We start from the raw sequence: 23543 nt of genomic DNA, 5'->3' as shown, positions 1-23543 counted from the left end.
CTTGCAGGTGTTTATGAGTACCCCGGTCCAGCGCCCTAAAAGCAAAGCTTTTTTTCTTGGGCTGGCGTTTTGTCTGTTGCTGAGCCTGGGCATTACTTTGGCCTTGATCTGGCTTCCCGACCAGTACCCGGCCAATAGTTACATCGAACTCGCCCTGATCATCCAAACACTTTTTCTGGGCAGCCTGTGCATCTCCACACACCTGCGCCAAAAGCAGTCGCAGGCGCAGTTCGACGAACTGATTGCGCAGAAAAACCAGATCAGCTTCTTGAATGCACGCATCACCAACCTGATCAATGCCGCCACCCAGGTTGCCGTCGTCACGACTAACGCGCAAGGAGAGACAAAGCTTTTCAGCGATGGTGCCCAGGCCATGTTCGGCTTCAACCGCGAGGAGATGCTTGGCCGCAATAATGTTCAGATGCTTTATGTAAAGGAAGAAATCGATGCACGCCGACAATTGCTAACCGACCCCGCCCTTCTTGCACTGACTGACAAACAGCTCATTCGCAAGCTCTCCAACGACGACAACGAGGTCAGCAAACCAACCGAATGGACTTATCGGCGCAAAGACGGCAGCCAGTTCACCGGCGAACTGCGCCACGCCCGGTTCAGCGACGCAAATAGCGGTGAAGTCGAACACATCAGCGTGATCATTGACGTCAGCGAGCGCATCGAATTACTCAACAGCGTCCGAAAAAGCAAGGCACTGCTCACGCAGTTGACCCAACACATCCCGAACATGCTGTACCAGTTTCATTTACGAGCGCCTGGCGAAGGCTACTTTTCATTTTGCAGCCCCAGCATTGAAGACATCTTCGAGTTGAGTGCCGAAGCAGTCATCGGCGTTGACTTCGCCGATAATCCACTCTTCAAGCGCCTGCATCCCGATGACTTGCCATTGATCAGGGCAGTTTCTGTGGCATCAGTGGAAACAGGCGATGGCTGGATGTGTGATTTCCGCGTAGTGCTACCCGTTAAAGGCGTGCGCTGGCTACGCGGAGATGCCCATGCCGAGCGCCAGCCGGACCAGACATTCATCTGGTACGGCTCGTTCAGTGACATTACCGAACTCAAGGACCGAGAAGAAAAACTTCAGACCCAAGCCGTCACCGACGAATTGACCGGCATCTATAACCGCCGTCATTTCATAAGTTCGCTGGAACAACTGGTGGACACCGGTAAACGCTACACCACCCCTTTCTCGCTGATCACATTTGACCTGGACCACTTCAAATCAATCAATGACCGATTCGGCCATGGAGTGGGCGATACCGTATTGCAACAAGTCTGCACACTGATTCGCCAGCGCCTGCGCTCCAGCGATATTTTTTGCCGAATCGGCGGAGAAGAATTGGCAATCCTTTGCCCGCTAACCTCACATGCAGACACTGGAAAACTGGCCAACATGCTGTGCCAGGCATTAGCTAATCATGAAATCGATGTCGCTGGCCGCGTCACCGCCAGTTTCGGTTTTGCCACCTGGACGAAAGACCTGAGCGCCGAAGAACTGCTGAGCCTTGCCGACATGGCCAGTTACAACGCCAAGAAGAATGGGCGCAACCGGGTCGTAGGGGCCTAGGGGCCGTCATCCATAGTTCACGACCAATAGCCAGCAACAGTGCAGGCACGGGGACACGCATACATTTCATGGGGATGCAGAGCTGGCGACAGCAAGAAAATGCATCCCCTGTATCATCACCCGAACCGGATCACTGCTTCAGATCCGTCATCAGCTTGTCAGTGAGCAGATCGATAGCGCGATTGAACGCCGAACGCAGTGCCTCGGGGTCAGCAGCATACCTTTCTGGAGTAAATGCCTTGTCATTACCGGCGCTCATTGCGGTGATGGTTTCAAAGTTACGCCATATCTGCTCATCGCCACGCCTCATGACAGCGACGACGCCCATCGTCGGATAAAGCTCTTTGCTGAAGTTGACCAAAGACACTCCCCATTGGCCGCCTCTCAACTCGATTGTTGCATCTGCACTCGCTTCATCTGCAACGACGACAAAGAGCTTCTCCTGCGCAATTCTTGCCTTGAAGCGATCACGCAGCATGACCCCAACATCAATACCGTTACGCTGCATATTGAGCAGTATGGCTTCTCTTGGGGTGATCCCGGCTTGTGCGGACGACAGACTCGTGCTGGACAGGACAGTCGGATAAAGAGAAGTACCAGAGGCTGCATTGGCCCCTGCGCTCATACCCGCCTCCCAGGCTTGAGACATACTGTTGAATTGAAAATATTGCGGCGAAAACTCTACCGGGGTAAGCCAGACGGTTTTAACTCGCTGTCGGTTCTCATGACTAAGATTTTTGGTTACGCAGCCACACAACATAATGTGAGGCACAACAATACAGTCATGCGTCCGCTTGAAAAGTGCATTACAACTCCCTGAAATTGATATTCATGCACTACTATCACGGGTACGTTACACGAATGGTATCGGCTGCTGAAGCAAGCGCATAACGAAGGTGCAATATGGACAGCATGCGTGCCACCTTGGCCAAGATCAAAGCAGCCGAGAGCCGAAGAGGCAATAAGCCTCCTCGGCGACTCAGTATCAGGTAAACAGGTCGACACCCAGCTGGAAAGCGACCCAGAGCGCCAGGCATGTTGCGAAGAACAATGCGATATTTTCAAACAGGTTATTGCGATATTTCTTGTCCAGCAGCGACTTCTGGTTGGACATGATCAACAGGCCCAGCGAAATGACCGGCAAACCAATGATGTTCAGCGCACTGACCCCAATGGTCAAGGTCACGAAATCCGGCATGCCAGGCAGCGACCAGATCAATGGCGTTACCAGAATGAACAGCATGAACCACTTATGCATGGGGTCATGGTGAAACTCTTTACCGTACCTCTCGCGACGAGCAGGACTGACATGCTGGAACGCATCGGTAATCAACATCGGGAATGCAGTGGTTTTTCCTGAAATACTGGCGAACAGAGTCGCGAATACGCCAATAAAGAACACATACCAACCAGCGGGGCCAAAGAACATTTCCAGCGCCTTGCCCAAGTCACCCAGGGTCTTCACCTCGATACCGTTTGGCCGCAGAATTTCCGCTCCGACAATCCAGATGGCCAGGTTAATGACGATCCCGACGCACACGGCAAACAATAAATCGTTACGCTGAACACGCTTGTGCTGAGGCCCTACCCAGCCCTTCTGGCGCATGACATAGGGATGCACGAAGTTTGCAATGGAACCTGCAACCGCGCCGATCACCGATACCGCAACCAACAGCGCGCCATGCACACCTTCATCCGGCGGGATACTGAAACCAATGGTGCCTTTGACAATACCCACAACATCCGGGCCGGACATGACAGCCAAGGCGATAAAGGCCAGGGTCATGACAGCCAACAACAACTTCATCACGCCTTCGATCATTGAATAGATGTTGCGACCGACCAGCATCCATACAGCCAGCACCACCGCTACCGAACAGAGCAATGGGTGGTCGATCTTGAACAGCATCGCCAGCGACTCACCTGCCCCTTTGATCATGTAGGCATTCATCAAATGCCCCATCAGCAAGGCATAAACAAGCATGAACCAGGCAAAAAAGGGATTCAGTTGCGCATAACCCTGAAGGATTGTCATGCCTTGGTTGTTGCACAACTGGAAGCGAGCAATGATGTTTACGATCAGGTATCTCAACAGCAGAGAAACCGCCAACACCCACATCATCGCGTAACCGTAATTCGCTCCTGCGACAGACGACGTAATCAGATCACCTGCACCTAGCCAGGACAGTACGGCAATGATGCCCGGCCCCAGCAGTTTCAGCATTCGTGTAAATCGATTTTGTGCGCGCCCGGATGCCTGACCTTCAACGGAAGGAATGCTTGCCATAGAGGATGTCTCCATTATTGTTTTTGTTAGATCCATAGCAGTCGAACACAACTCATTAGACGTCGTACAACACTTCTGAAGAAAATGTGTTTTTAGATATTTCAATCCCAGGGTGTCAGACTTCATTCTAGCCAGCCGAAAAACTCTTCAAACATTCTATAAAGCAGCCTACAAGCCTCATCCTCCGACAAGCCTGCCTCAATAACCAAGCACTCACCCCGCTCCTTGTATACAACTTTCCACTCACTACCGTCCTGCACAATAGAATATGACTCACTTTGAGCAGCCAAAGACCCAAGCGAGTAAAAAATCTCATTCACCCCCTTACGAATTAGGATTTCTTGCAACTGTTCAATATTCACGATGAATCAACCTCACATATCCGCTCTTAGGATCAAGATAACTTATGCCTCCGGGAAGCTCTAATTGCCCCCCCATACCTCGCTGACCAAACCATGGAAGAACTCGACTTTGGATAACATAAAGCGCTGGCCTAACCACGTGCTGCTGGCCCCCATAGCCCCCCCCCCCGCATATCCTGCAATTGTTGCTCCTATTGCCGACGCAGCGACATTTCTCCAACTAAATGTCGTATCAAGCCCCACAATACGATTGGCGATTTGACTGCTTGCATAGTTGAACGTACCCAGCGCAGCATAGCCACTGCCGTAGGCTCTACCCGTCTTCATTGCCTCAGCAGCAGTACTCGCCCAAGCACCAAGACTTCCTGTCTGAGCCAGAGTACCGAAGCCAGCTGGCCTCCCCCCACATCCAGAACTAGCTAGTCGGGTCACGTTCCGGCTCTTTCAGTACCTGCACGCGAGCTTCATCACAGTGGATCACCTAGCGGGCGGCAAGCATATCGGGGGGAGATGGGCGAAACAGCCATGTCCGAAGCCAGCAAAGCCATTTCCAGCATGACCGAGCGAGCGCCCTGGGTGTCGATCAGCACCAGATCGAAGTCATCGGCAAACGCCGCCACCAGATTCTTTAGTCGCAGACGCCCATCGGCCGCATGCAGCAACAGGTTGCTGAGCTGGTTGAAAGGATCGTTGGAGAGGATCAGAGACAGGTTGGGGATGCAGGTGCGGCTGACGATCTGCTCGAAGCGGGTTTCGTTATGAGCGATAAGCTCGTAGATACCGCCTGGAGCCTCATGGTCGAGCCGATAAAACGACGACAACGAAGGCTGGGTGTCGAGGTCAATAAGCAGGGTACGAAGATTGGCATCGGCGCAGAACGCGCCCAGATTGGCGGTGACCGTGGTTTTTCCAGGTCCGCCCTTGGTTGAAACGATAGATACGATTCTCATGATGCACGCCTCTAAATCGATTGATTAGAGACGGCGCCGGATCGTCAAAACAGGGCACGCGACTTTGTTTCCGGATGTAAAAAAACAAGGTCTTGGACGTTTTCACTTCTGAAAGCCCAATGACGTATCAGCTGTCATTGGTATGCGCTTTCAGCAGAAACGACGCAAGACCTTGATTTATATCCTAAAATTCTGGCTCCACGACCTGGACTCGAACCAGGGACCCAGTGATTAACAGTCACTTGCTCTACCAACTGAGCTATCGCGGAATGAGCGCTATCTTACTGATTAAAATAGGTAAGTCAAGCATCCCCTTGAAAAAATATTGAGCATAAACAGTCATTTGCAGGCGCAGGGTTTCGTCGTGGGTTTGCTGTGGCGTAGTGTGTTCGCTTGCCCCCGCAACGCTTATCACAGAAAGGAGAACGAGATGACCCAGGCTAACCGTCTTGAAACGTTGTTCCCCACCGCTGACGACATTCCGGAGCAGTACCGTACAGGCCCGGCCATCGAGCAGCGGGAATATCTGGTCAATGGTGTACTGCAATCATGGCAAGGGCCTCTGGCTCCGGTGCGCAGTCCGGTTTGTCTGAGAAGTGCAACGGGGCTTGAGTCGGTGATTCTGGGCAGTACGCCGCTGCTGGATGCAGAAACGGCCATGACGGCACTCGATGCTGCGGTTCAGGCTTATGATCGTGGCCAGGGTCGCTGGCCGACAATGCGTGTGGTGGAGCGCATTCAGCATGTAGAGTCGTTCCTCAAACGCATGCGTGAACAACGCCAGGCCGTGGTGAATCTGCTGATGTGGGAGATCGGCAAGAACCTCAAGGACTCGGAAAAGGAGTTCGACCGTACCTGCGATTACATCGTCGACACCATCAATGCCCTGAAAGAACTGGACCGCCGCTCCAGTCGTTTCGAGCTGGAACAGGACACCCTTGGCCAGATCCGTCGTGTACCGCTTGGCGTGACGCTGTGCATGGGGCCTTACAATTATCCGCTCAACGAAACCTTCACCACCCTCATTCCGGCCCTGATCATGGGCAATACCGTGGTCTTCAAGCCCGCAAAGTTCGGCGTGCTGCTGATTCGTCCGCTGCTTGAAGCCTTTCGGGACAGCTTTCCGGCCGGGGTCATCAATGTGATCTACGGGCGCGGCAGGGAAACGGTCAGTGCCTTGATGGCCACCGGCAAGATCGACATCTTTGCCTTTATCGGCACCAACAAGGCCGCCAGCGACCTGAAAAAGCTGCATCCCCGCCCTCACCGCCTTCGTGCCGCGCTGGGGCTGGATGCAAAAAATCCCGGCATCGTGCTGCCCGATGTGGATCTGGATAACGCCGTCAACGAAGCGGTGACCGGTTCGCTGTCTTTCAATGGTCAACGTTGCACAGCCCTGAAGATCCTCTTCGTTCATGAGGATGTGGTGGATGGTTTTCTGGAGAAGTTCCAGCAGAAGCTGGCACAGTTGAAGCCCGGCATGCCTTGGGAGCCTGGCGTGTCCCTTACGCCACTGCCGGAGCCAGGCAAGACTGACTACCTGCAAGGCCTGGTTGTCGACGCCACGGCAAAGGGTGCCCGGGTCGTCAATGAAGGCGGCGCAGACTTCAGCGAAACCTTCTTCTACCCTGCCCTGCTGTACCCCGTGACACCGGACATGCGCGTCTACCACGAAGAACAGTTCGGCCCGGTCGTGCCGGTAGTCGCTTATCGGGATCTGCAAACCGTGATCGACTATGTGCTCGACTCCGACTTCGGCCAGCAACTGAGCATATTCGGCAATGACTCTACCCAGGTCGGACGACTGGTGGATGCCTTTGCCAATCAGGTGGGCCGGATCAATATCAACGCCCAATGCCAGCGAGGCCCGGACCAGTACCCGTTCAATGGCCGCAAGAATTCCGCCGAGGGCACCCTGTCGGTTCACGATGCCTTGCGCGTGTTCTCGATCCGTACGCTGGTAGCGACCAAGTTCCAGGACAGCAACAAGACACTGATCAGCGACATCATCCGTAACCGGGAGTCCAGCTTCCTGACCACCGACTATATCTTCTGAAGTCCGGAATCAGGGGCGCAGTGCAAGGCTGCGCCCCTGACAATGCAGTGGCAGAAAGACATAAATCGCATTTGATAATGATTATCGAAAACAGGTAGCATGCCCACTTTCGGGCAGGACATGTCGCACCTCCCCACGCGATACGAGCACTAACCTCCGTGGATTCGTCCGCCAGCAAACTCGACCTTTATATGGCGCATCGCTCTGCCTTGGTGGACTATGCCGCGCCCATCGTAGGCTGCCGTGCTCGCGCCGAAGATGTGGTCCAGGAAGCCTGGCTGCGTTTCAATGGTCGCCCCAATCAAGACACCACCATCGACCATCCGGTCGGCTATCTGTATCGAATCGTACGAAACCTGGCCCTGGACCTGACACGCAGTATTGCGACCGAAAAACGCCAGCCCGACGGCGACACCCTGCTGGCGGAGCTACCAGCCGCTACTGCGTCCCCCGAGCAGGAAGCGGTCAGCCATGATGAGCTGCAACAAGTCTCTGATGCGCTGGCGCAATTGCCGGAACGAACCCGCATGGCTTTCGAGATGCATCGTCTCGGTGGCTACACCCTGCAACAGATCGCAGCAGCTCTGGGTATCTCGGTCGGGCTGACTCACCAGTTGGTACATGATGCCTTGAGTCATTGCGCAGCCTGGCTGGAGCGAGGCAATGGCTGAGCCCCGTTCAAAGAATTTTCAGGAAAATCTGAAAAAAAACACGAGCCAAACGTCTTTTGCAGAAGGGAGCCATAGTGTGCGACCCTCTCACGCCTTTTCTACAGCTGGAGTCTTGCCGGACATGCCGCAAGCCGAACCTCGCCAAGCTCGTCTGGATATTGCCCTGGATTGGCTGATGCGTGTCCGGCAGGGGCCCGACGATGCTCGCTTGCAGGCTGAGCTTCAGGACTGGCTGCAGGCCGCACCGGAAAATGCCGAAGCCTTGCTCAAGGCCGAACGTGTCTGGAGCCTGACCGGCCAGCTTGCTCCGGCAACAGCTCATAAATGGCCTCCGGTTCCACCTGTAGCGACAGCTCCTGTACCACCCGCACCTTTCGTCGCCCGCCCAAGACGCCGACGCACCTTGAGCTGGGCCGTTGGCGGAGCGCTTGCTGCCTGCCTCGTGGCTGCCGTGGCTCCCAGTCTGAATACTGCCTTGCAGGCGGACTTCCAGACCGCCAGCGAGCGACGCGAAATCCAGTTGCCGGACGGCAGCCGCGCAGTGCTCGACAGCAACAGCGCCATTGCCTTTGAATTCACGGCCACCCGTCGCGATATTCGCCTGCTGTGCGGGCAAGCCTTTTTCGAGGTCAAGCCTGATCGCAGCAAGCCCTTCAATGTACGCGCACAAGACCTCGACGTGACCGTCACCGGCACAGCCTTCAATGTCGATCTGGAAGCGAAGAATATTGAAGTTGGCGTACAGCATGGCTCGGTAAAGGTCATTGAGCGCGGTTCAAACCGAATCCTGAATCCAGGCCTGAGCGCAGGCCAGCTACTGGACTTCAACCGCAGCACCGGCCAGGCAAAACTGCAAACCCTGCCTGCCAATCGCATCGCCACCTGGCGTAACGGCCAGCTAGTCGCCGACAACGCCCGCATGGCCGATATAGTGGGCGAACTGCGCCGCTACCTGCCCGGCACTCTCTGGCTGAAAGACTCGCAACTGGCCGAGAAACGCATTACCGGCGTGTACGACACCAGCAACCCCGAGGCCGCATTGCGTGCAATGGCGCAGCCCCATGGGGCGAAGATTGAAAGCTGGGGACCTTGGGTGCTGGTGATCTCGCGGTAGTTTTGAAACGGAACACTGCTTTACTGACTGATCCGGTAATGAAACGTGTTCTTCACCCCCGAAACCGTCACCGCCTTTCCCTCCACAATCCGCGGCTGATACCGGAAGGTTTCCGCTGCGGTCATTGATGGCCTGATAAAAAGCGGATGACAGGTACCTTGAACCTGTGGGTTGACGACGCGGCCTTGAGGGGAAACGTCGTAGATAACGGTGCAGTCGCCTTCGATGCCTTTGTCCAGCGCGCGCTGGGGATAGTCGGGGGCTTCTTTGCTCAGGGGCTGGTATTGGCTGCTGTCGACGGAGGCTGCCGTCTGTTGCTGGGCCTGGCGGGCGCGTTCAGCGGTTTGTCTGGCCTGTTCGGCCTGGTATTGTTGCTCGGCCTGCTGCTGCGCCACGCGCTGTTGTTCCTGCTGACGCTGCTGCTCGGCCTCCTGAGCATGTTGCCGTTGCTCGCGCTTTTGCTCTTCGACGCGCCCCAGCACATAGCACAGGAGCCTGAAGGCTCGAACTCCAGAGTCATGCTGGTCATTGCGGAGCCTCGGTCACCAGTCACAGATACGTCACACCACTGCGCTGATGAACACTTGAGTATCTAGACGCTCGGTCACCAGTCAGGTTTGCGCTCCTGCATGCCTTCCAGGCTGAGGGCGTTACTCAGTGCCGCAGGGTCAAGATCGCGAACACGTTAAACATATTGTTGATGTGCCTTGTAGTCATGATCGGCTAGACGCACTCCATATCGGGCACATGACGTCGTTACTGACTGCACCAACATTTGGTCTATTGGCATCTTTGGGATGGCACGACCGAGGAATTGGCCCCTTTCTACTTGCCTCAATAACCACTATGCATTGAGCTCAGAGTAGATAAATGTCATTTTGATATCACCAGCATAGCAATACATAATCGGCAGCTTGTTTGCGGTAGACGCCCTACGGATGACTAGGGGCCATTGATGCATCGTGCAAGGAGATTTTGATGCAAGAACAATCGATAGATCTGCTACGTGATGAGGCTCGCAGGCTTCTCAGCCTGGAGCTAGGCCTGCTGCACCACGTGAAAGAAGGCGAAGGTGTGCTGTCCGATGATCAGGCTGATGAGCACCAGACCTTCAGCAAAGCGAACATCGTCAAAGAGATTGATTACCTCGAAGGCGAGCTGCTCAAGGTCGGTGAGTTAAAGATGGTTCTGGCCGTCGTAGGCACCATGAAAGCCGGTAAATCGACCACAATCAATGCCATCGTAGGCCATGAAGTACTGCCTAACCGAAACCGGCCAATGACTGCGCTGCCGACGCTGATCGAGCATACCCCTGGCCAAGCCAAGCCGGTGTTGGAGCTGAAAAACTGCAAGCCGATCAACGACCTTATTGCGCAGCTTGGCAAAGTAATCTCATCTGACCGAGGTAACGCGTCGCTGCAAAATCTGGAACGTACCGATGACATGCTTGACCTCCTGAAGCTGATTGATCAGCGCGGAAGTTTCAAAGCGTTATATGAGGGGTCGGAAAATATCTTCTGGTTCCTCAAAAGCCTGAACGATCTGGTACGGCTTGCGGCATTTCTGGAGGCTGAGTTCCCTTTTGGCAGCTACTCCAGCATCGACGACTACCCTGTCATCCGTATCGAATTTGCTCATCTCGGCCAGGCGGCTGGCCAAGGAAAGTTGGCATTACTTGATACTCCTGGTCCCAATGAGGCGGGCCAACAACACCTTCGAAAAATGCTCAAGGAACAGTTGAAGAAGGCATCGGCTGTTCTGGCAGTCATGGACTTCACACAGCTCAAGTCTGACGCCGATGAGCAGGTGCGAAAGGAGCTAGATGAGATTGCCGATATTGCCGAAGGGCGACTGTTTGCATTGGTGAACAAGTTCGACCAAAGGGACCGCAACGGCGACAATGCTGACCAAACACGTACCTTCGTGGCCGAGTCGTTGATGAATCGCAGGCTCGATGCAGCAGATGTCTATCCAGTCTCTTCGCGCTGGGGATATTTGGCCAGCCGCGCCCAACAGGAAATTGCCAACCACGGCAAGCTCCCTGAGGCCAAGAGAGGCCAAAATGCCTGGATCGAAGACTTCGGCCAGTTGGTGCTAGGCATGGAATGGGAAGACGCCTTGCAAGACACCGAACTTGTACAACGCGGTGCCAGTCACCTTTGGAAAAAATCAAATTTCGCCGAGCCACTGGAGAAAGTGATCTTCAAGGCCCACCGGCAGGCAGCGGTCATGGCGTTGTCCTCTGCGGCATCGAAACTGCTTGATACGGCGACCCGACTTGCACGTTTCCTAGAAGTGCGTGATACCGCTTTGGCCAAGAGCGTCGAAGAACTTCAAGAGCAGATTGGGTCGCTGCGCGATGACATTGCGATGATTGATCGCCTGGAACAGGACAGCGAGGAGTCTTCGCAGAACGCGCTGGCGGAAATCAAGTGCGAGATGAGCATGACCTTCACCAAATTGGCGGAGGATATCAAGCATGAGGTCAGCGAAGGGTTCAAAGCGGGAAAGCAGCAAGAGCAGCAACAAGCCGTCGCTCGAATTCAAGAGCAGCCCATACCAATCATTGCAGGACTCCTCAAGGGAGCGCTTAGCACTTGGTTGGGCGGCGAACGGGCTCGTCGCACACGCAACGGTTTCGATTTCGATTTCGACGAAAAAAGCCCTGTCATCAATTTCGATAAGCGGTCTGAGGCTGAAGCGCTGCTGAAAAAAATCGAAGACGGTGTGCAAAGCATCATTAGCGGTGGTGAAGTCGAACTAGTAAGACGTATGAGTGAAATCCTTAAGGATTTTCGCATCACTTTCGCAGAGGCTATCGAAGCCAAAGCCAACCAACTGATCGAAGGCCTGAATGAGCGGCTCAAACGCAGCGGTTTTGCCATCGATGTGAACATCCCGGATACGACGCCGCTGACTCTCAAGTACACCGCTGGCGAGATTCTGCATGACTCGGTGGATAGCAAACACCGTAACGTCTCGCGCTCTCGCCGCAGCAAAGGGCCATGGGGCACCATTTGTAGCTGGCTCGGTACCTCTGACTGGGGCTGGGAAGAGTACACGGTCAAGCAGAGCTATTATGCAGTCGATATCAATAAAGTCCGCAAAGCAATCGACGCATCAATTGAGCAGTTGTTCAAAGACTTAGAGGTCTCTGCTGCGGACACCATCGCTCAGCCGCTCAATGAGGGGCTTCACACCTTCTTCGAGCAACTCAAAGGCAGTATCGAAAGCATTCGAAGCGACTTGCAACAGAGTATTCGCGATCAGGAGCGCAGCCAGGACGAGCAAATTGCATTGGCTGGCTTGCTTTCCAGTTACAAGCGCGAAGTCATGCCCATCAAGCGCGACAGCGAGGAGCTACTACGAGATGCGAGCCCGGAAGGGGTATTAGCATGAGCGAAGCGCAAAACGATGAATTAATTGGTGAAATGAGCCATCTGTTGACCTGCCTTCCAGAAAAGTTCGTGGTGGACTTCGCCAACGGTATCGATGTGTCGCGCGAGCGGCAGCGGCATATGTCGACACGGACCGGGATGTTCGATCGCCTTTATGATGGATTTACTGGCAAAACAGCTCGAAACCAAGCGGAAATTAATGCAAGCCTAACCGATGGTGTCGAGGGGGCACTGAAGTGGCTAGGCGAGCTGACTCAATCGATGGCCAAGAGCAACCGCGCCATCTATCAGGTGCAAACTCGCGTCAATAGGCTGAAGCAGGATCTAGCTACACTCGCTAACTATTCAGCCGATACTCGCTACGCGTTGGAGCAACTTTCTCAGCACTTGGGCGACCGATGCAGTGCTTTGGAATTGAAGGTTGCGCAAATTGATAGCACCCAACGTGCACAATTACACCTCGAGAGTGTGATGGCCAAGTGGGGGGCGGGCCGGTTCGCTGGTCTCAGCCTCACCGGACGCTGCTATGCGGTGTTTGAGGAGTTACGCTGGGGAGCATTCGGCGATCACTACCAGGCCATTTCTGGTACTGACCGTCAGCAGTTGCTGGAAAACTTGGCTAACCGGTCAATCATACAGTTGAGCCTTGAAGCCAAGGTGGGACAAGGAGAGCGTATTGCTACCCGCAACCGCTGGCTGGCGCGGCCATCGCTAGACGGACGATGGAGCGTAGGCGAAGAGACGCTTTCTTATCTGGGTGATTGGTCTTGCCCTGATCGCTCGCCAATGACCTATGCAATTTCGCAGATGCCTGATGAGCTGCCACTCCGGGTGCCTCTGCTGGGTTCTGCACGGCGTATGGCTGAAGGCTTGGTCAGTGAATTGTTTTTGGAGACCTCAGCATGAGTGCATCCCTGAAAGTGGGCTTGGTACTGTCGGGGGGCGGAGCGAAAGGTGCATACCAAGTTGGTGTGCTGAAAGCCCTGCGTGAACTGGGTACTCGTATTGATGCGGTTTCAGGTGCAAGTATCGGAGCACTCAATGGGGGCATTCTCGCGTCAGCGCCTTCACTGGATGTTGCAGTTGAGCGTCTGGAGCAATTGTGGGGGCGCTTGAGTAAAAACTCCCCTTTGACTATGAAAGTACCCGGCTATGTGTCATTGCTGGTAGCTGCAGGATTACGCATGAACGGCGCGCCAGCCATTCTTGCTGCTGCTCATGGTGCCAAGAGGCTAGCCCAACACTTTGATGTCGAGCTCCCCGAGTGGCTGGATAGCTGGGAAGACGGCTTTCTAGACGACAAACCGTTGCAGCAACTGATGGATGAGTTCCTAGTCAGCAAATATCTGGAACATGGCCTGCCACTGTACGTTTCTCTGTACAAGAGTCTGGGAGGTGTCGAGGATGTAGCACATGCTGTTTGCGCTGAGCTTGGCTTTGGTGACACACCGCATTCAACGTTTTTTCATGTCCAGTCGATTGCTGATGAGACGGAACAGAAACGCATCTTGCTGGCCTCGGCGGCGCTTCCGTTGCTTTTTAAATCACACCGTCACGAAGGGCAACGCTGGTCGGACGGAGGTCAGGGTGGCTGGCAAAGCATGCAAGGTAATACGCCGATTACCCCCTTGCTGGAAGCTGGTTGCAACCTTGTCATCGTCACGCACCTAAGTGATGGGTCGGTTTGGAGCAGGCAGCGATTCCCAGACGCAACCATTCTGGAGATTCGCCCGACCAAGAGCTTGGCACGTGCGACTGGGCCGTTAGCAGGGGCTCGAGATTTGCTAGGTTTTGATGGAGAGAAGATTCCATCGTGGATCGAACAAGGCTATCAGGACACGCTCCATTGTGTAGGTCGTGTGCTGGATGCACAGAGGGCACGCAATGAGTTGCAAGCTTCGGAAGCGGCTCTGGTTAACATTGACTGCGAGTCCAATCAAGCTGATCAGGTGCTTACCGACGCAATGGCCCGATTGAAGTGAGTTTCGCGAGGGTCGTGGTAATTTTGCCCGTCTCTCGCAACTTAAGAACTCGTGTCAGCACCAATAGTCAACCATCCACAGAAAGTAATGATTAACGTCCAGAGTTTTCCGATTCGACGCTACTGAAAGCCATAACTAGCTGATTCATTGATAAATACCCTATGAGGCATCTCAAAAAACACCAAATTCCAACTCTGCCAAAAACGGGCCATAACAGCCAACAACCGTCCGCCGCCCCCATCACCCAACTGTCACAGTAATCTGTTGTGCTGGCCGGCATTCAGCGCTCCGGGAGCCCGTCAGGCCATATTCAGCATTCTCAAACCCCATCGCGGGAAACTCGCTCTGCTGATGGTCACGGCCAATATGGGGCTGCTCGCTTTTCTGGCTTTTGGCGATATCAAATACGTCAGCGAATGGAAATGGCTGGATCTCATCGGCGAAGGCGGCTCGGCGCTGCTGGCCTTGATCTAGCTGTTTCTGGTGTTATCGACCTGGCGTTGTCGCGCGCTATCGACAGCCACCGCCTGCTCAAAGGCACCGGTCTGTTCTACGAGGACATCATTGCAGGCAAGACACGCCTGAGCCCGCAACAATTCTTCGCCCTGATCGGCAATGCCCAACGGCAGATGGGCGCCGATGACACCAGCTTCCTGTTTGGCCAGCGCCTGTTTCCCGGCCATTACGGTGCAGCCAGTCATGCCTTGCGCCATGCCCGGAATCTGCATCAGGCTCTGGAAATCCTGATCCAGCAGCAGGCGCTGCTCAGCCCGCTGCTGACGCCGCGCTTGGAACTGGACGAGCACTATGCCTATCTCTACTGGCTGGACAGTTGCGGCGCAGGCGAGCAGCAGCGGTTTGTGCTGGAAGCCGGCATGACCGCGCTGATCGCGATGAGTCATCTGCTGGGCGGTGAGCGTCTGCCCTGGGAATGCAGTTTCTGTCATGACGAGCCACGCTATGTCGAGCAGTACTGGGTTCATCTGGGGGAAAACACCTCGTTCGGGCGACCACTGGACATGATGCGCCTTCCCAGAGAATGCCTGACCCGTCAATGGCCTGGCGCGTCTCCGATTGCCGGGCAAGTCGCTCAGCAGGAAGCCAGCGCACAACTGGAAACGCTGGGCATGTACGCCAGCCTGCTGGACCGGATCTACCGTTATCTGCGCGATAACGTGCGTGAAGCACCGAACCTGGATCAGGTCGCCCAGGCTTTCGCCATGAGCCCGGCGACCCTCAAGCGCAAACTGCAGAAACACGGCACCAGTTTCCAGGCCCAGCACGATCTGGCCCGCAAACACGTGGCCCTGCACCTGTATCAGATCAAGGGTCTGAGCAATGAAGCCGTCGCCGAATACCTGAACTTCAATGACCCCGCCAACTTCCGCCGTTCCTTCAAACGCTGGACTGGCAGTACCCCGAAACTGATCCAGCGCCTGTTCAATTTCGACTGAAAACGACCTGAGAATGGCCTCTGCCCGCCCTTCATGAAGTTTTTTCAATTATTTTCTGAAAATTTCCCGAGCTGCCCCGTCCTTTGACTCGCACATAACATTGAGATCAATTCTCATTCAAAAATGCGGGTTTTAAGCCCGTACGGGGACGTGGGATGACACCGAACACTCAGCCATCGCGAAGCCTGGGCACAGCGATTCGCAAACACCTGAATCACGCCACACAACTCAGCGCCTTGAGCCTGTGCTGGATGATCAGCAGCCAGAACGTAATGGCCAGCGAACCGCTGAGCGAGCGTGAGCAAATCCTGCAAACCCGCCATAGTTTTGATATCTCGGTACAAGAACTCTCGGCCGCGCTGATCAGCTTCGGCCAGCAGAGCGGCCTGCAAGTCAGCGTCGACCCGGCCTTGCTGGGCAACCGTTACTCACAAGCCGTACAAGGCCAGATGAGCAGCGAACAGGCCCTCGCGAAACTGCTGCATGGCACTGGCATCGGCTGGGGCTATGAAGATGGCAGCCTGGTGTTTCACCTGACCCGGACCAGCGGCTTCGATGCGCCGATGGAGTTGCAGAGCACGGTGGTGCTGGGTGAGCCGGTAGAAAACAGTTTCCAGGGACAGACCGTGATCGGTCGCAAGGCCATCGAAGCCTTCCCCGGTGCCAATGGCGACATCACCACCCTGCTGCGCATGCACCCAAACGTGCAATTCAACAATGCTCAGCAAAGCTCCAATTCTCCCGGCGAAATCGACCCGGCGGATATCAGCATCAACGGCGCCAAGTTCTACCAGAACAACTTCATGATCGATGGCATCTCGATCAATAACGACCTGGATCCGGGCGAGCACGACTACAACTCCATTCGCCAGTTCGACTCGGCACCCAGCCGTTCACACGGCATTGCGCTGGATGCCGACCTGCTCGAAGAAGTTCGCGTTTACGACAGTAACGTCCCCGCTGAATACGGGGGCTTCAATGGTGGTGTGGTAGACGCCATTACCCGTAAACCCACCCAGGAAATGCATGGCAAGATTTCAGCGTCCATGACACGCTCGGAATGGACCAAATACCACATCAGTGGCGAGGACCAGGAAGGCTTCCAGACCTCCACGGACGAGCAATACCAGCCTCAGTTCGAGAAAACCACTGTGCGGGGCACACTGGAAGGTCATCTGACAGAGAACTTCGGGGCCATTCTCAACTTTTCCCAGAAACGGGCCACCATTCCGCTGAATGTCTACGATAACGGCTACAGAAGTGATACCAGCCCCAATACCAAAGACCAGACACGCCGTATCGACAACTACCTGCTCAAGACCTACTGGAATGCCAGCGAGCGACTGACCCTCGATACCTCGCTGACCTATGCCCCGCAGGAAAATTTTTACTTCCGGGCCAACCGCATCAACTCCGGCTTCACCACAGAAGGCGGTGGCTTTCAGGGCGCGATCAACGCCAAGTGGCAAGGTGACAATGCCGTCTGGACCAATAAACTGGCGCTTACCAACCTGAACAGTTCGCGGGATGCCGAGTCAGACGAATACATCAACTGGTACTTCTCGACCGTAAAGAACTGGGGCAACCCCAACAGCAACACAGCCCGCAGCGCCGAGGGCTCGTCCGGGTCGCTCGAACAGACACAGCGCGGCATCACCTATAACACCAAGGCCGACTGGTTCCCGATCCAGATTGCAGGCACCACTCACAACTTCACGACAGGCATGGAGTTGTCACACCAGGTCGCAACCTGGGAACGCCTTGACGACGTGACCTCCGCAACCACATTCCGCCGGGACAATGTTGCCACGTGCGCCGGTAACGACTCGCTTTGCTCGATCGGCAGGATGCTCAATGGCAACATCCGGCAATACGCCACACGGATGACCACCTATGAAGCCGGCAAGATTGAACTGACGGAAAACAAATATGCCTTCTTCGCCCAGGACAAGATTGAAATCGGCAAGCTGACCCTGCGTCCAGGCGTGCGCTTTGAGGGCGACGACTATATGGAGAAGAAGACCATTGCTCCGCGCTTTTCCGGCGACTACGACCTGTTCGGCGACCGCAGCACCGTGCTGGTCTTTGGTGCCAACCGTTACTACGGCCGCAACCTGTTCAAGTATCGGCTGGCAGACGGACGCGGCACGCTCAATACCAGTTATGCCCGCGAAACCCAGACCGGCGCCTGGGTAGGAACCCGGCAGGCCAGCACCAGCAAGTTCACCTCCCTTGATGTTCCTTATGACGACGAACTGACTCTGGGCATCGATCAGCGCTGGCTGGATACCGACTTTCGTCTGAAATATGTCAACCGCAAGGGCAGAGACAAGATCAATCGCTCATCGGCTCGTGTCCAGGGATTGGCGGCCGAGAACGGCTATGCGACCGAATACTTCACCTACACCAACGAAGGGATGAGCGAAAGCGACAACATCACACTGAGCGTCACCCCTTTGCATGAACTCAAGTTCCAGGGCACCCGGACCAGCGTGCAGATGGCCTTCGACTGGTCCCGTACTCGTGATGCCTATGGCAACTATGACGATGCCATCAACTCCGAGTTGTATACCAACGAAGATGTGATCTATGACGGCAAACAGATGAAATACAACGAGTTGCCTGCCAGTGACTTCAACCGGCCCTGGACAGCTCGCATGACCACCATCACCGAGATACCGCAACTGAACCTGACCTGGAGCAACTTCTTTCGCTACCGCGGTGGCTACGACCAGATCATCAGTACAGGCGATGACGTGACCATTGATGGCAAAGACTACTCCGTGTACGAAACAGCCACCGTCAAGGCAGCCCCTACCTGGGACATGCGCCTGGACTGGGAACTGCCCACCGGCAAGGATCAGGCCGCATTCGTTGCCGTGGACGTGACCAACGTTGCCGACAAGGTCAATCCGATAGTCAGCAACAGTGCCCGCACCACCTATGAAACCGGTCGCCAGTACTGGCTCGAAGTCGGCTACCGCTTCTGACCTCTGCGTAACCGATTGATCAAACGCTTTAACCGAGATACCTGATCTGATGAAAAAAATAATCATGAGCCTGTCGGGCTTGCTGATGCTGAGCGCCTGCGCCCAGTTTCCCGGCAGCCCGCAAACACAGGCCTGGGACGCCCAAGTCGTACGCGGTCATCTGAGCAATGGCCTGGAATATCGTCTGGTACGTGAAGTCAGCCAGCCCGGCCGAATCGATGCACGTCTGGCCGTCAAGGCCGGTTCCGTGGATGAAGAGGATGACCAGGTGGGTGTCGCCCACCTGGTCGAGCACCTGAATTTCTACAGCCATGCCGGACAAGGCGAGAACATTCGCAGCCTCATGAACCAGTGGGGCTGGGCTCAGGGGCGTAATTACAACGCCATGACCAACTACGACCGCACCCTGTACATGCTCAGCCCTACCGGCGGCACGGCCCAGACCGAGCAGGCCTTGCAGGCGCTTTCGACCCTGACCCTGGCCCATGATTACACCGCGGAAAATCTGGAGCAGGAGCGTCCGGTCGTCATCGAAGAATGGCGCGGCGGCCTGGGTGTCGCCCAGCGCATGAACGATCAGCGTACCGCCTCACAACGCATCGGTTCACGCTACCCGGAGCATCGCACCATCGGCAACGAAGCTGCGATTCGCTCGGCCACGCTGGCTGAACTCAAGAGCTTCGGACAACGCTGGTATGTGCCCAACAATATGGTGCTGACCATTGTCGGCGATATCGACCCCGCGACCCTGCCCAACCGTATCGAACACTGGTTCGGCAAGGCCAGGCCAGGGGCATTGCCCGAGAAAAGCTACCGGGAGCTGCCACTGGACAAGCAACTGAAAATCGTCCGCCTGCAGGACAGCCAGAGCGGTAGCAATCAAGTGGCCTTGCTGTTTCGCCTGCATGAGCCCGACAGTCGTGCGCCCACCCAGGACGGCCTGCGCGAACGCCTGATCGACCGCATTACCCTGTCGGCCTTGCTGGACCAGTTGCGTATCCAGCCTCGGGAAACCGGCGTGCGCAGCCTGACCGTGCAGAAAAGCCTGATCGGCGACTACTCCAGCGTTCTGGGCATTGCTGCGAGCGTGGAAGGTGACGCTCACCAGGTGGCATTGAAACAACTGCTGACGGAAATCGAGCGGGTGCGGCGCTATGGCCTGCGTGATACCGATCTGCGCCGCGAGAAAGAAGAAATACGCGCCGTCGCGCAAAAGATGCTGGCGAAAAACGAACCACGCACCTTCGAGCAATGGATCACGGACCTCAACGATGCAACGAATCAAAATCGCATCGTATCCACCAAACACGACATCGCTTCGCAGTACTTGAAAGCGCTCGACACCGTCGAACTCAAGGACCTCAACCAGCGCCTGAAAAGCTGGACCGACAGCCCGGACCGGGTTCTGCAACTCTCGGCTCCCGGCCTGAAACCGCTGACCTTGCCCACGGCCGAGGCTGTAAACAGCCTGATGGCACAGGTCCAGAGCAGCCCGCTGGACGCCCCGCAAGCCGAAGCTGCCACCGTCTCGACAGAACCCGACGCCCTGCCCGCCTTGCCTGCGGCCACGGCCAAAGGACAGGTCGTGAAACGCAAGGCATTCGCCGAGCAGAAAGTCGAATACTGGCAGTTGAGCAACGGCGACCGTCTGGTCTGGCTCAAACGCAATGGCGACAATGACCGACTGCTGATGAAAGCAGACTCCAGCGCCGGGTTCATGACCGCCGAGATTCCAGCCTGGCGCAGCCAGATGGCGGCGCAATTGACTGGCCAAAGCGCTCCACAAGGCTGGAACGAAGAGCAGATCCGCCGCTGGCGCAGCGAGCAAGGGGTGAATCTATCCCTCGATCAGGAAGCCGACCGTCTGCAAATGGATCTCTCGACAATAGACGCCAAAAAGGACATTCCCGCACAACATCGCCTTCTGGCCATGCTGCAAGCCTATCGCCTGAGCCAGTCGCCAGCAGGCATCGACAGCGAAGCTTTCGAGGAGGCGCGAGACGAGCTGATCGGGCGTCTGTCGCGCAATACCGACAATGTCCGAGAGCTACAGGACAAGGCCCTGCGCAAGCTGCAATACGGCCAGGACAACTGGCAGACGCCAACCATCGCCCAATTGCAGAACGTACAGCCTGAAGAGCTGGATAAGGACTGGAAACGCCTGAGCCAGGCACCGGTGACTTACTACCTGATGGCCGATGTGGACGTCAGCGTTCTCCAGCCTCTGGTGGAACAGGAACTGGCTGGCATTCCTCGCGGCAAGGCCCTGAAGACCAGCCAGCAACAGCAGCGCAGCGGCTACCACGCTCAGGAACTGGCCATCGGCATCGAACCTCGTGCCGTGCTGCAAGCCTTCAGCTATCACCCGCGCACCTGGACACCGGTGGACGCTGCACGAGTCGCGACCTTGCGGGACATAGCCCTCGCCGCCCTCAAACAGCAGCTTCGGGGCGAAGCCTCGGGGGTCTATCGACTGAACTTTGACAGCACGCTCAATCAACAGACCCAACGCATTGAAAGCAGCCTGAATTTCAGTACCGATCCGGCCCGTGTCGAAGAGCTTTGGCAAATGGCCAAGGCCACGCTTGCCGGGCTGTCGAAAACCATCAGCGAAAAAGACATCGCTGCCGCCCGCAAGAACCTGATCCATCAGGAAAAACTGCGCCGCGACGATCCGCAGACCCAGATGCGCCGCCTGATTCTCAGTGATCGTTACTGGGGTGATCCGCGCTACCTGAGCCAGCAACAGCAATTGCTCGACGCCCTGACAGTTCCGGCGCTCAAGCGTCTGGCCGGTGAGCTGTTCGATCAGCAGAACCTGGTCCAGTTCCGCCTGCTGCCTGCACCGAAAGAGGCGGTAGCCGGTCAATGAAAACCCTGAAAACCTTCTATGCCCTGGCCAGCCCCTACTGGCTGGACCGCAGGCAATGGCTGTCGTGGGTGTTGCTGCTCAGTGTGATCGGCATGGGCTTGCTGGTGGTGCAGATCAACGTCTGGATCAACGCCTGGAGCAAGACGTTCTACGACACCCTGGGCGAGTTCAAGACCGAAGCGCTGTACTCGCTGATGGGCCAGTACTGCCTGTACATCGCGGGCTACGTGGTGATCGTTGTCTACCTGGAATGGCTGCGCAAGGCATTGGTGCTGCGCTGGCGCCGGGCGATGACAAAAACCACCATCGACGCCTGGATGCAGGGCCAGGCCTACTATCGGCTGGGGCTGACCGGCGAGCCGGATAACCCGGACCAGCGGATTGCCGAGGACGTGGACCTGCTGGTGGATCGCAGCGTCGAGCTGCTGGCGTCGTTCATCATCAACCTGGCTCAGGTGCTGGCCTTCGCAGGCGTGCTATGGAACCTCTCGGGGGTCCTGAACTTTCAGGTGCTGGGCCATGACATCACGATCCATGGTTATCTGCTGTGGGCAGCCGTGCTTTACACCGTGCTGGGCACCGCGTTCACTCACTTTCTCGGGAGCCCGTTGCAGCCGCTCAACTTTCAGCAGCAGCGTTACGAAGCCGACTTTCGCGCCAGCCTGCTGCGCAAGCGCGACCATGCCGAGCAGATCGCGTTGTATGGCGGTGAATCCGTCGAGAAACGCCAACTGGGCGAACGTTTCGAACACATCGCCGGCAACTGGTGGCAGCTCATGGAACGGATGCGCAAGCTGCAGTTCTTCACCGTGAGTTATGACCGGGTCAGCCGCATCATCCCGGTCTTCGCGGCCCTGCCCGCCTTTCTGGCCAAGACCATCACTCTTGGTGGTCTGATGCAGATCCGCAGTGCCTTTACGGCGGTGCAAGGCTCGCTCAGCTGGTTTATCGACGTCTATCCACGCCTCGCCGCCTGGAGCGCCACGGTGGAACGGCTTGGCCAGTTTCAGCAGGCGATTGAGGCAACCCGTGGCCAGGTTCGCGAAATCGAGCGCACCGTGGCGTTGCGTATCGATGACCTGCAAATCCATCGCCCCGATGGCAGCGTCCTGCTGGATAACATCAATGCCAGCGCCACGACAGGCGAATGGCTGCGCATCGAAGGCCGCAGCGGTCTGGGCAAGTCCACTCTGCTGCGCACCCTGCAAGGCCTGTGGCCCTACTACCGGGGGAACTGGGAACTGCCGGGCGGATCGAGCCTGCTGATTCCGCAGCAGCCTTACCTGCCGCAAATGCCGTTGCGTCAGTTGCTGGTCTACCCGGCCACAGAATGCCCGTCCGATGCACGTCTTGTTCAGGTGCTGCATCAGGTCGGCCTGTCGAAGCTGGAACATCGCCTGGAACAGCAAACCGAATGGACTCGCGAACTGTCCGGTGGCGAGCAGCAACGCCTGGGCCTGGCCCGTGCCCTGCTGTATGCACCGCAGACGCTGTATCTGGACGAAGCGACCAATCAACTGGATGACCAGAGCGCCTGCCATCTGCTCAATATCCTGAAACAGGAACTGCCCGACACACTGGTGATCGGCATCAGCCATCAGCCCAGTGTTGCAAACCTCTTCCAGCGCAGCTTGAATCTGCAGGCCAGCCTCACACCCACCGCCGCCTGACTCCCGCCTCAAAAGCCGGGAGCGTCTGCTCCCGGTGCCTCTGTAAAAAATACAACGCAATGAATTAAAAGGATTTTTTGTAGGAGCGAATTCATTCGCGAGAGGCCCGTACATCCGAAGAAAATATATCGACTTCAATGACGTCTCGCGGATGA

At 56.1% G+C, this 23543-nt stretch carries 13 protein-coding genes, 1 tRNA gene and 4 pseudogenes; 12 read left to right on the top strand and 6 right to left on the bottom strand.

Translation table 11 applies throughout. The annotated features are described in order from the left end of the window. Positions 1-13 precede the first annotated feature (13 nt). Positions 14-1582, top strand: coding sequence for a sensor domain-containing diguanylate cyclase (locus tag Q6A51_RS01400; protein WP_304573946.1), 1569 nt, complete (start codon positions 14-16; stop codon positions 1580-1582). A gap of 130 nt (positions 1583-1712) precedes the next feature. Here Q6A51_RS01400 and Q6A51_RS01395 read toward each other — a convergent pair whose 3' ends face one another. The 5 genes and pseudogenes from Q6A51_RS01395 to Q6A51_RS01375 form a co-directional block, all read right to left on the bottom strand. Beyond that, positions 1713-2207, bottom strand: a complete 495-nt coding sequence (locus Q6A51_RS01395) for a hypothetical protein (RefSeq protein ID WP_304573945.1) — start codon at positions 2205-2207, stop codon at positions 1713-1715. 360 nt (positions 2208-2567) lie between these two features. Beyond that, on the bottom strand, positions 2568-3869 hold the full coding sequence (locus tag Q6A51_RS01390) for an Nramp family divalent metal transporter (protein ID WP_304573944.1): 1302 nt from the start codon (positions 3867-3869) through the stop codon (positions 2568-2570). Positions 3870-3991: 122 nt separating this feature from the next. After that, positions 3992-4231, bottom strand: a complete 240-nt coding sequence (locus Q6A51_RS01385; protein WP_221599290.1) for a hypothetical protein — start codon at positions 4229-4231, stop codon at positions 3992-3994. 484 nt (positions 4232-4715) lie between these two features. Continuing rightward, positions 4716-5181: pseudogene (locus Q6A51_RS01380) on the bottom strand (ParA family protein); the annotation flags it as partial. A 193-nt stretch (positions 5182-5374) separates the two neighbouring features. After that, positions 5375-5450: transfer RNA gene (locus tag Q6A51_RS01375), tRNA-Asn, on the bottom strand. A gap of 161 nt (positions 5451-5611) precedes the next feature. Between Q6A51_RS01375 and Q6A51_RS01370 the strand changes: the two genes are divergently transcribed. The 3 genes from Q6A51_RS01370 (at position 5612) to Q6A51_RS01360 (ending at position 9022) form a co-directional block, all read left to right on the top strand. After that, positions 5612-7237: an NADP-dependent glyceraldehyde-3-phosphate dehydrogenase gene (locus Q6A51_RS01370; RefSeq protein WP_304573943.1), complete on the top strand. Its 1626-nt coding sequence runs from the start codon at positions 5612-5614 to the stop codon at positions 7235-7237. 158 nt (positions 7238-7395) lie between these two features. Continuing rightward, positions 7396-7908 (top strand): sigma-70 family RNA polymerase sigma factor, encoded by a 513-nt coding sequence (locus Q6A51_RS01365; RefSeq protein ID WP_025259719.1) that lies wholly within the window; start codon positions 7396-7398, stop codon positions 7906-7908. Positions 7909-8029: 121 nt separating this feature from the next. Further along, positions 8030-9022 carry a FecR family protein gene (locus tag Q6A51_RS01360; protein ID WP_304573942.1) on the top strand — a complete coding sequence of 331 codons (993 nt, stop codon included), beginning with the start codon at positions 8030-8032 and terminating at the stop codon, positions 9020-9022. 20 nt (positions 9023-9042) lie between these two features. Here the strand turns inward: Q6A51_RS01360 and Q6A51_RS01355 are convergent. Beyond that, positions 9043-9495, bottom strand: a pseudogene (locus Q6A51_RS01355) (energy transducer TonB); the annotation flags it as partial. 505 nt (positions 9496-10000) lie between these two features. Between Q6A51_RS01355 and Q6A51_RS01350 the strand changes: the two are divergent. The 8 genes and pseudogenes from Q6A51_RS01350 to Q6A51_RS01315 all read left to right on the top strand — a co-directional run bounded on the left by Q6A51_RS01350 (position 10001) and on the right by Q6A51_RS01315 (position 23388). Further along, complete coding sequence (locus tag Q6A51_RS01350) at positions 10001-12421, top strand: dynamin family protein (RefSeq protein WP_304573941.1); 2421 nt, start codon at positions 10001-10003, stop codon at positions 12419-12421. Beyond that, positions 12418-13326, top strand: coding sequence for a diguanylate cyclase regulator RdcB family protein (locus Q6A51_RS01345; protein WP_304573940.1), 909 nt, complete (start codon positions 12418-12420; stop codon positions 13324-13326). The genes Q6A51_RS01350 and Q6A51_RS01345 overlap by 4 nt, the downstream gene beginning before the upstream one ends. Further along, positions 13323-14402, top strand: coding sequence for a patatin-like phospholipase family protein (locus Q6A51_RS01340; RefSeq protein WP_304573939.1), 1080 nt, complete (start codon positions 13323-13325; stop codon positions 14400-14402). Before Q6A51_RS01345 ends, Q6A51_RS01340 begins: the two co-directional genes overlap by 4 nt. A 306-nt stretch (positions 14403-14708) precedes the next feature. Continuing rightward, positions 14709-14873: pseudogene (locus Q6A51_RS01335) on the top strand (GGDEF domain-containing protein); the annotation flags it as partial. A 14-nt stretch (positions 14874-14887) separates the two neighbouring features. Next, positions 14888-15856 (top strand): annotated as a pseudogene (locus tag Q6A51_RS01330) (AraC family transcriptional regulator ligand-binding domain-containing protein); the annotation flags it as partial. Between the two features lie 155 nt (positions 15857-16011). Next, entirely contained in the window at positions 16012-18846 is a 2835-nt protein-coding gene (locus Q6A51_RS01325; RefSeq protein WP_201017633.1) for a TonB-dependent receptor, read from the top strand. Positions 18847-18895: 49 nt separating this feature from the next. Continuing rightward, positions 18896-21718, top strand: a complete 2823-nt coding sequence (locus tag Q6A51_RS01320) for a M16 family metallopeptidase (RefSeq protein ID WP_304573938.1) — start codon at positions 18896-18898, stop codon at positions 21716-21718. Continuing rightward, a complete protein-coding gene (locus Q6A51_RS01315) occupies positions 21715-23388 on the top strand; it encodes an ABC transporter ATP-binding protein/permease (protein WP_304573937.1) in 1674 nt (557 codons plus the stop codon). The genes Q6A51_RS01320 and Q6A51_RS01315 overlap by 4 nt, the downstream gene beginning before the upstream one ends. The last annotated feature ends 155 nt before the right edge of the window (positions 23389-23543 follow it).

It is taken from the genome of Pseudomonas serbiensis (assembly GCF_030580745.1).
Classification (GTDB): domain Bacteria; phylum Pseudomonadota; class Gammaproteobacteria; order Pseudomonadales; family Pseudomonadaceae; genus Aquipseudomonas; species Aquipseudomonas serbiensis.
This window is presented reverse-complemented; position numbering and strand designations above follow the sequence as displayed.

Excerpts from the sequence above, each read along its gene's own strand:
- Q6A51_RS01320 (WP_304573938.1), top strand. The coding sequence starts at position 18,896 with ATGAAAAAAATAATCATGAGCCTGTCGGGCTTGCTGATGCTGAGCGCC.
- Q6A51_RS01340 (WP_304573939.1), top strand. The coding sequence starts at position 13,323 with ATGAGTGCATCCCTGAAAGTGGGCTTGGTACTGTCGGGGGGCGGAGCG.
- Q6A51_RS01400 (WP_304573946.1), top strand. The coding sequence starts at position 14 with ATGAGTACCCCGGTCCAGCGCCCTAAAAGCAAAGCTTTTTTTCTTGGG.
- Q6A51_RS01370 (WP_304573943.1), top strand. The coding sequence starts at position 5,612 with ATGACCCAGGCTAACCGTCTTGAAACGTTGTTCCCCACCGCTGACGAC.
- Q6A51_RS01360 (WP_304573942.1), top strand. The coding sequence starts at position 8,030 with ATGCCGCAAGCCGAACCTCGCCAAGCTCGTCTGGATATTGCCCTGGAT.
- Q6A51_RS01325 (WP_201017633.1), top strand. The coding sequence starts at position 16,012 with ATGACACCGAACACTCAGCCATCGCGAAGCCTGGGCACAGCGATTCGC.
- Q6A51_RS01315 (WP_304573937.1), top strand. The coding sequence starts at position 21,715 with ATGAAAACCCTGAAAACCTTCTATGCCCTGGCCAGCCCCTACTGGCTG.
- Q6A51_RS01345 (WP_304573940.1), top strand. The coding sequence starts at position 12,418 with ATGAGCGAAGCGCAAAACGATGAATTAATTGGTGAAATGAGCCATCTG.
- Q6A51_RS01395 (WP_304573945.1), bottom strand. The coding sequence starts at position 2,207 with ATGAGCGCAGGGGCCAATGCAGCCTCTGGTACTTCTCTTTATCCGACT.
- Q6A51_RS01390 (WP_304573944.1), bottom strand. The coding sequence starts at position 3,869 with ATGGCAAGCATTCCTTCCGTTGAAGGTCAGGCATCCGGGCGCGCACAA.
- Q6A51_RS01350 (WP_304573941.1), top strand. The coding sequence starts at position 10,001 with ATGCAAGAACAATCGATAGATCTGCTACGTGATGAGGCTCGCAGGCTT.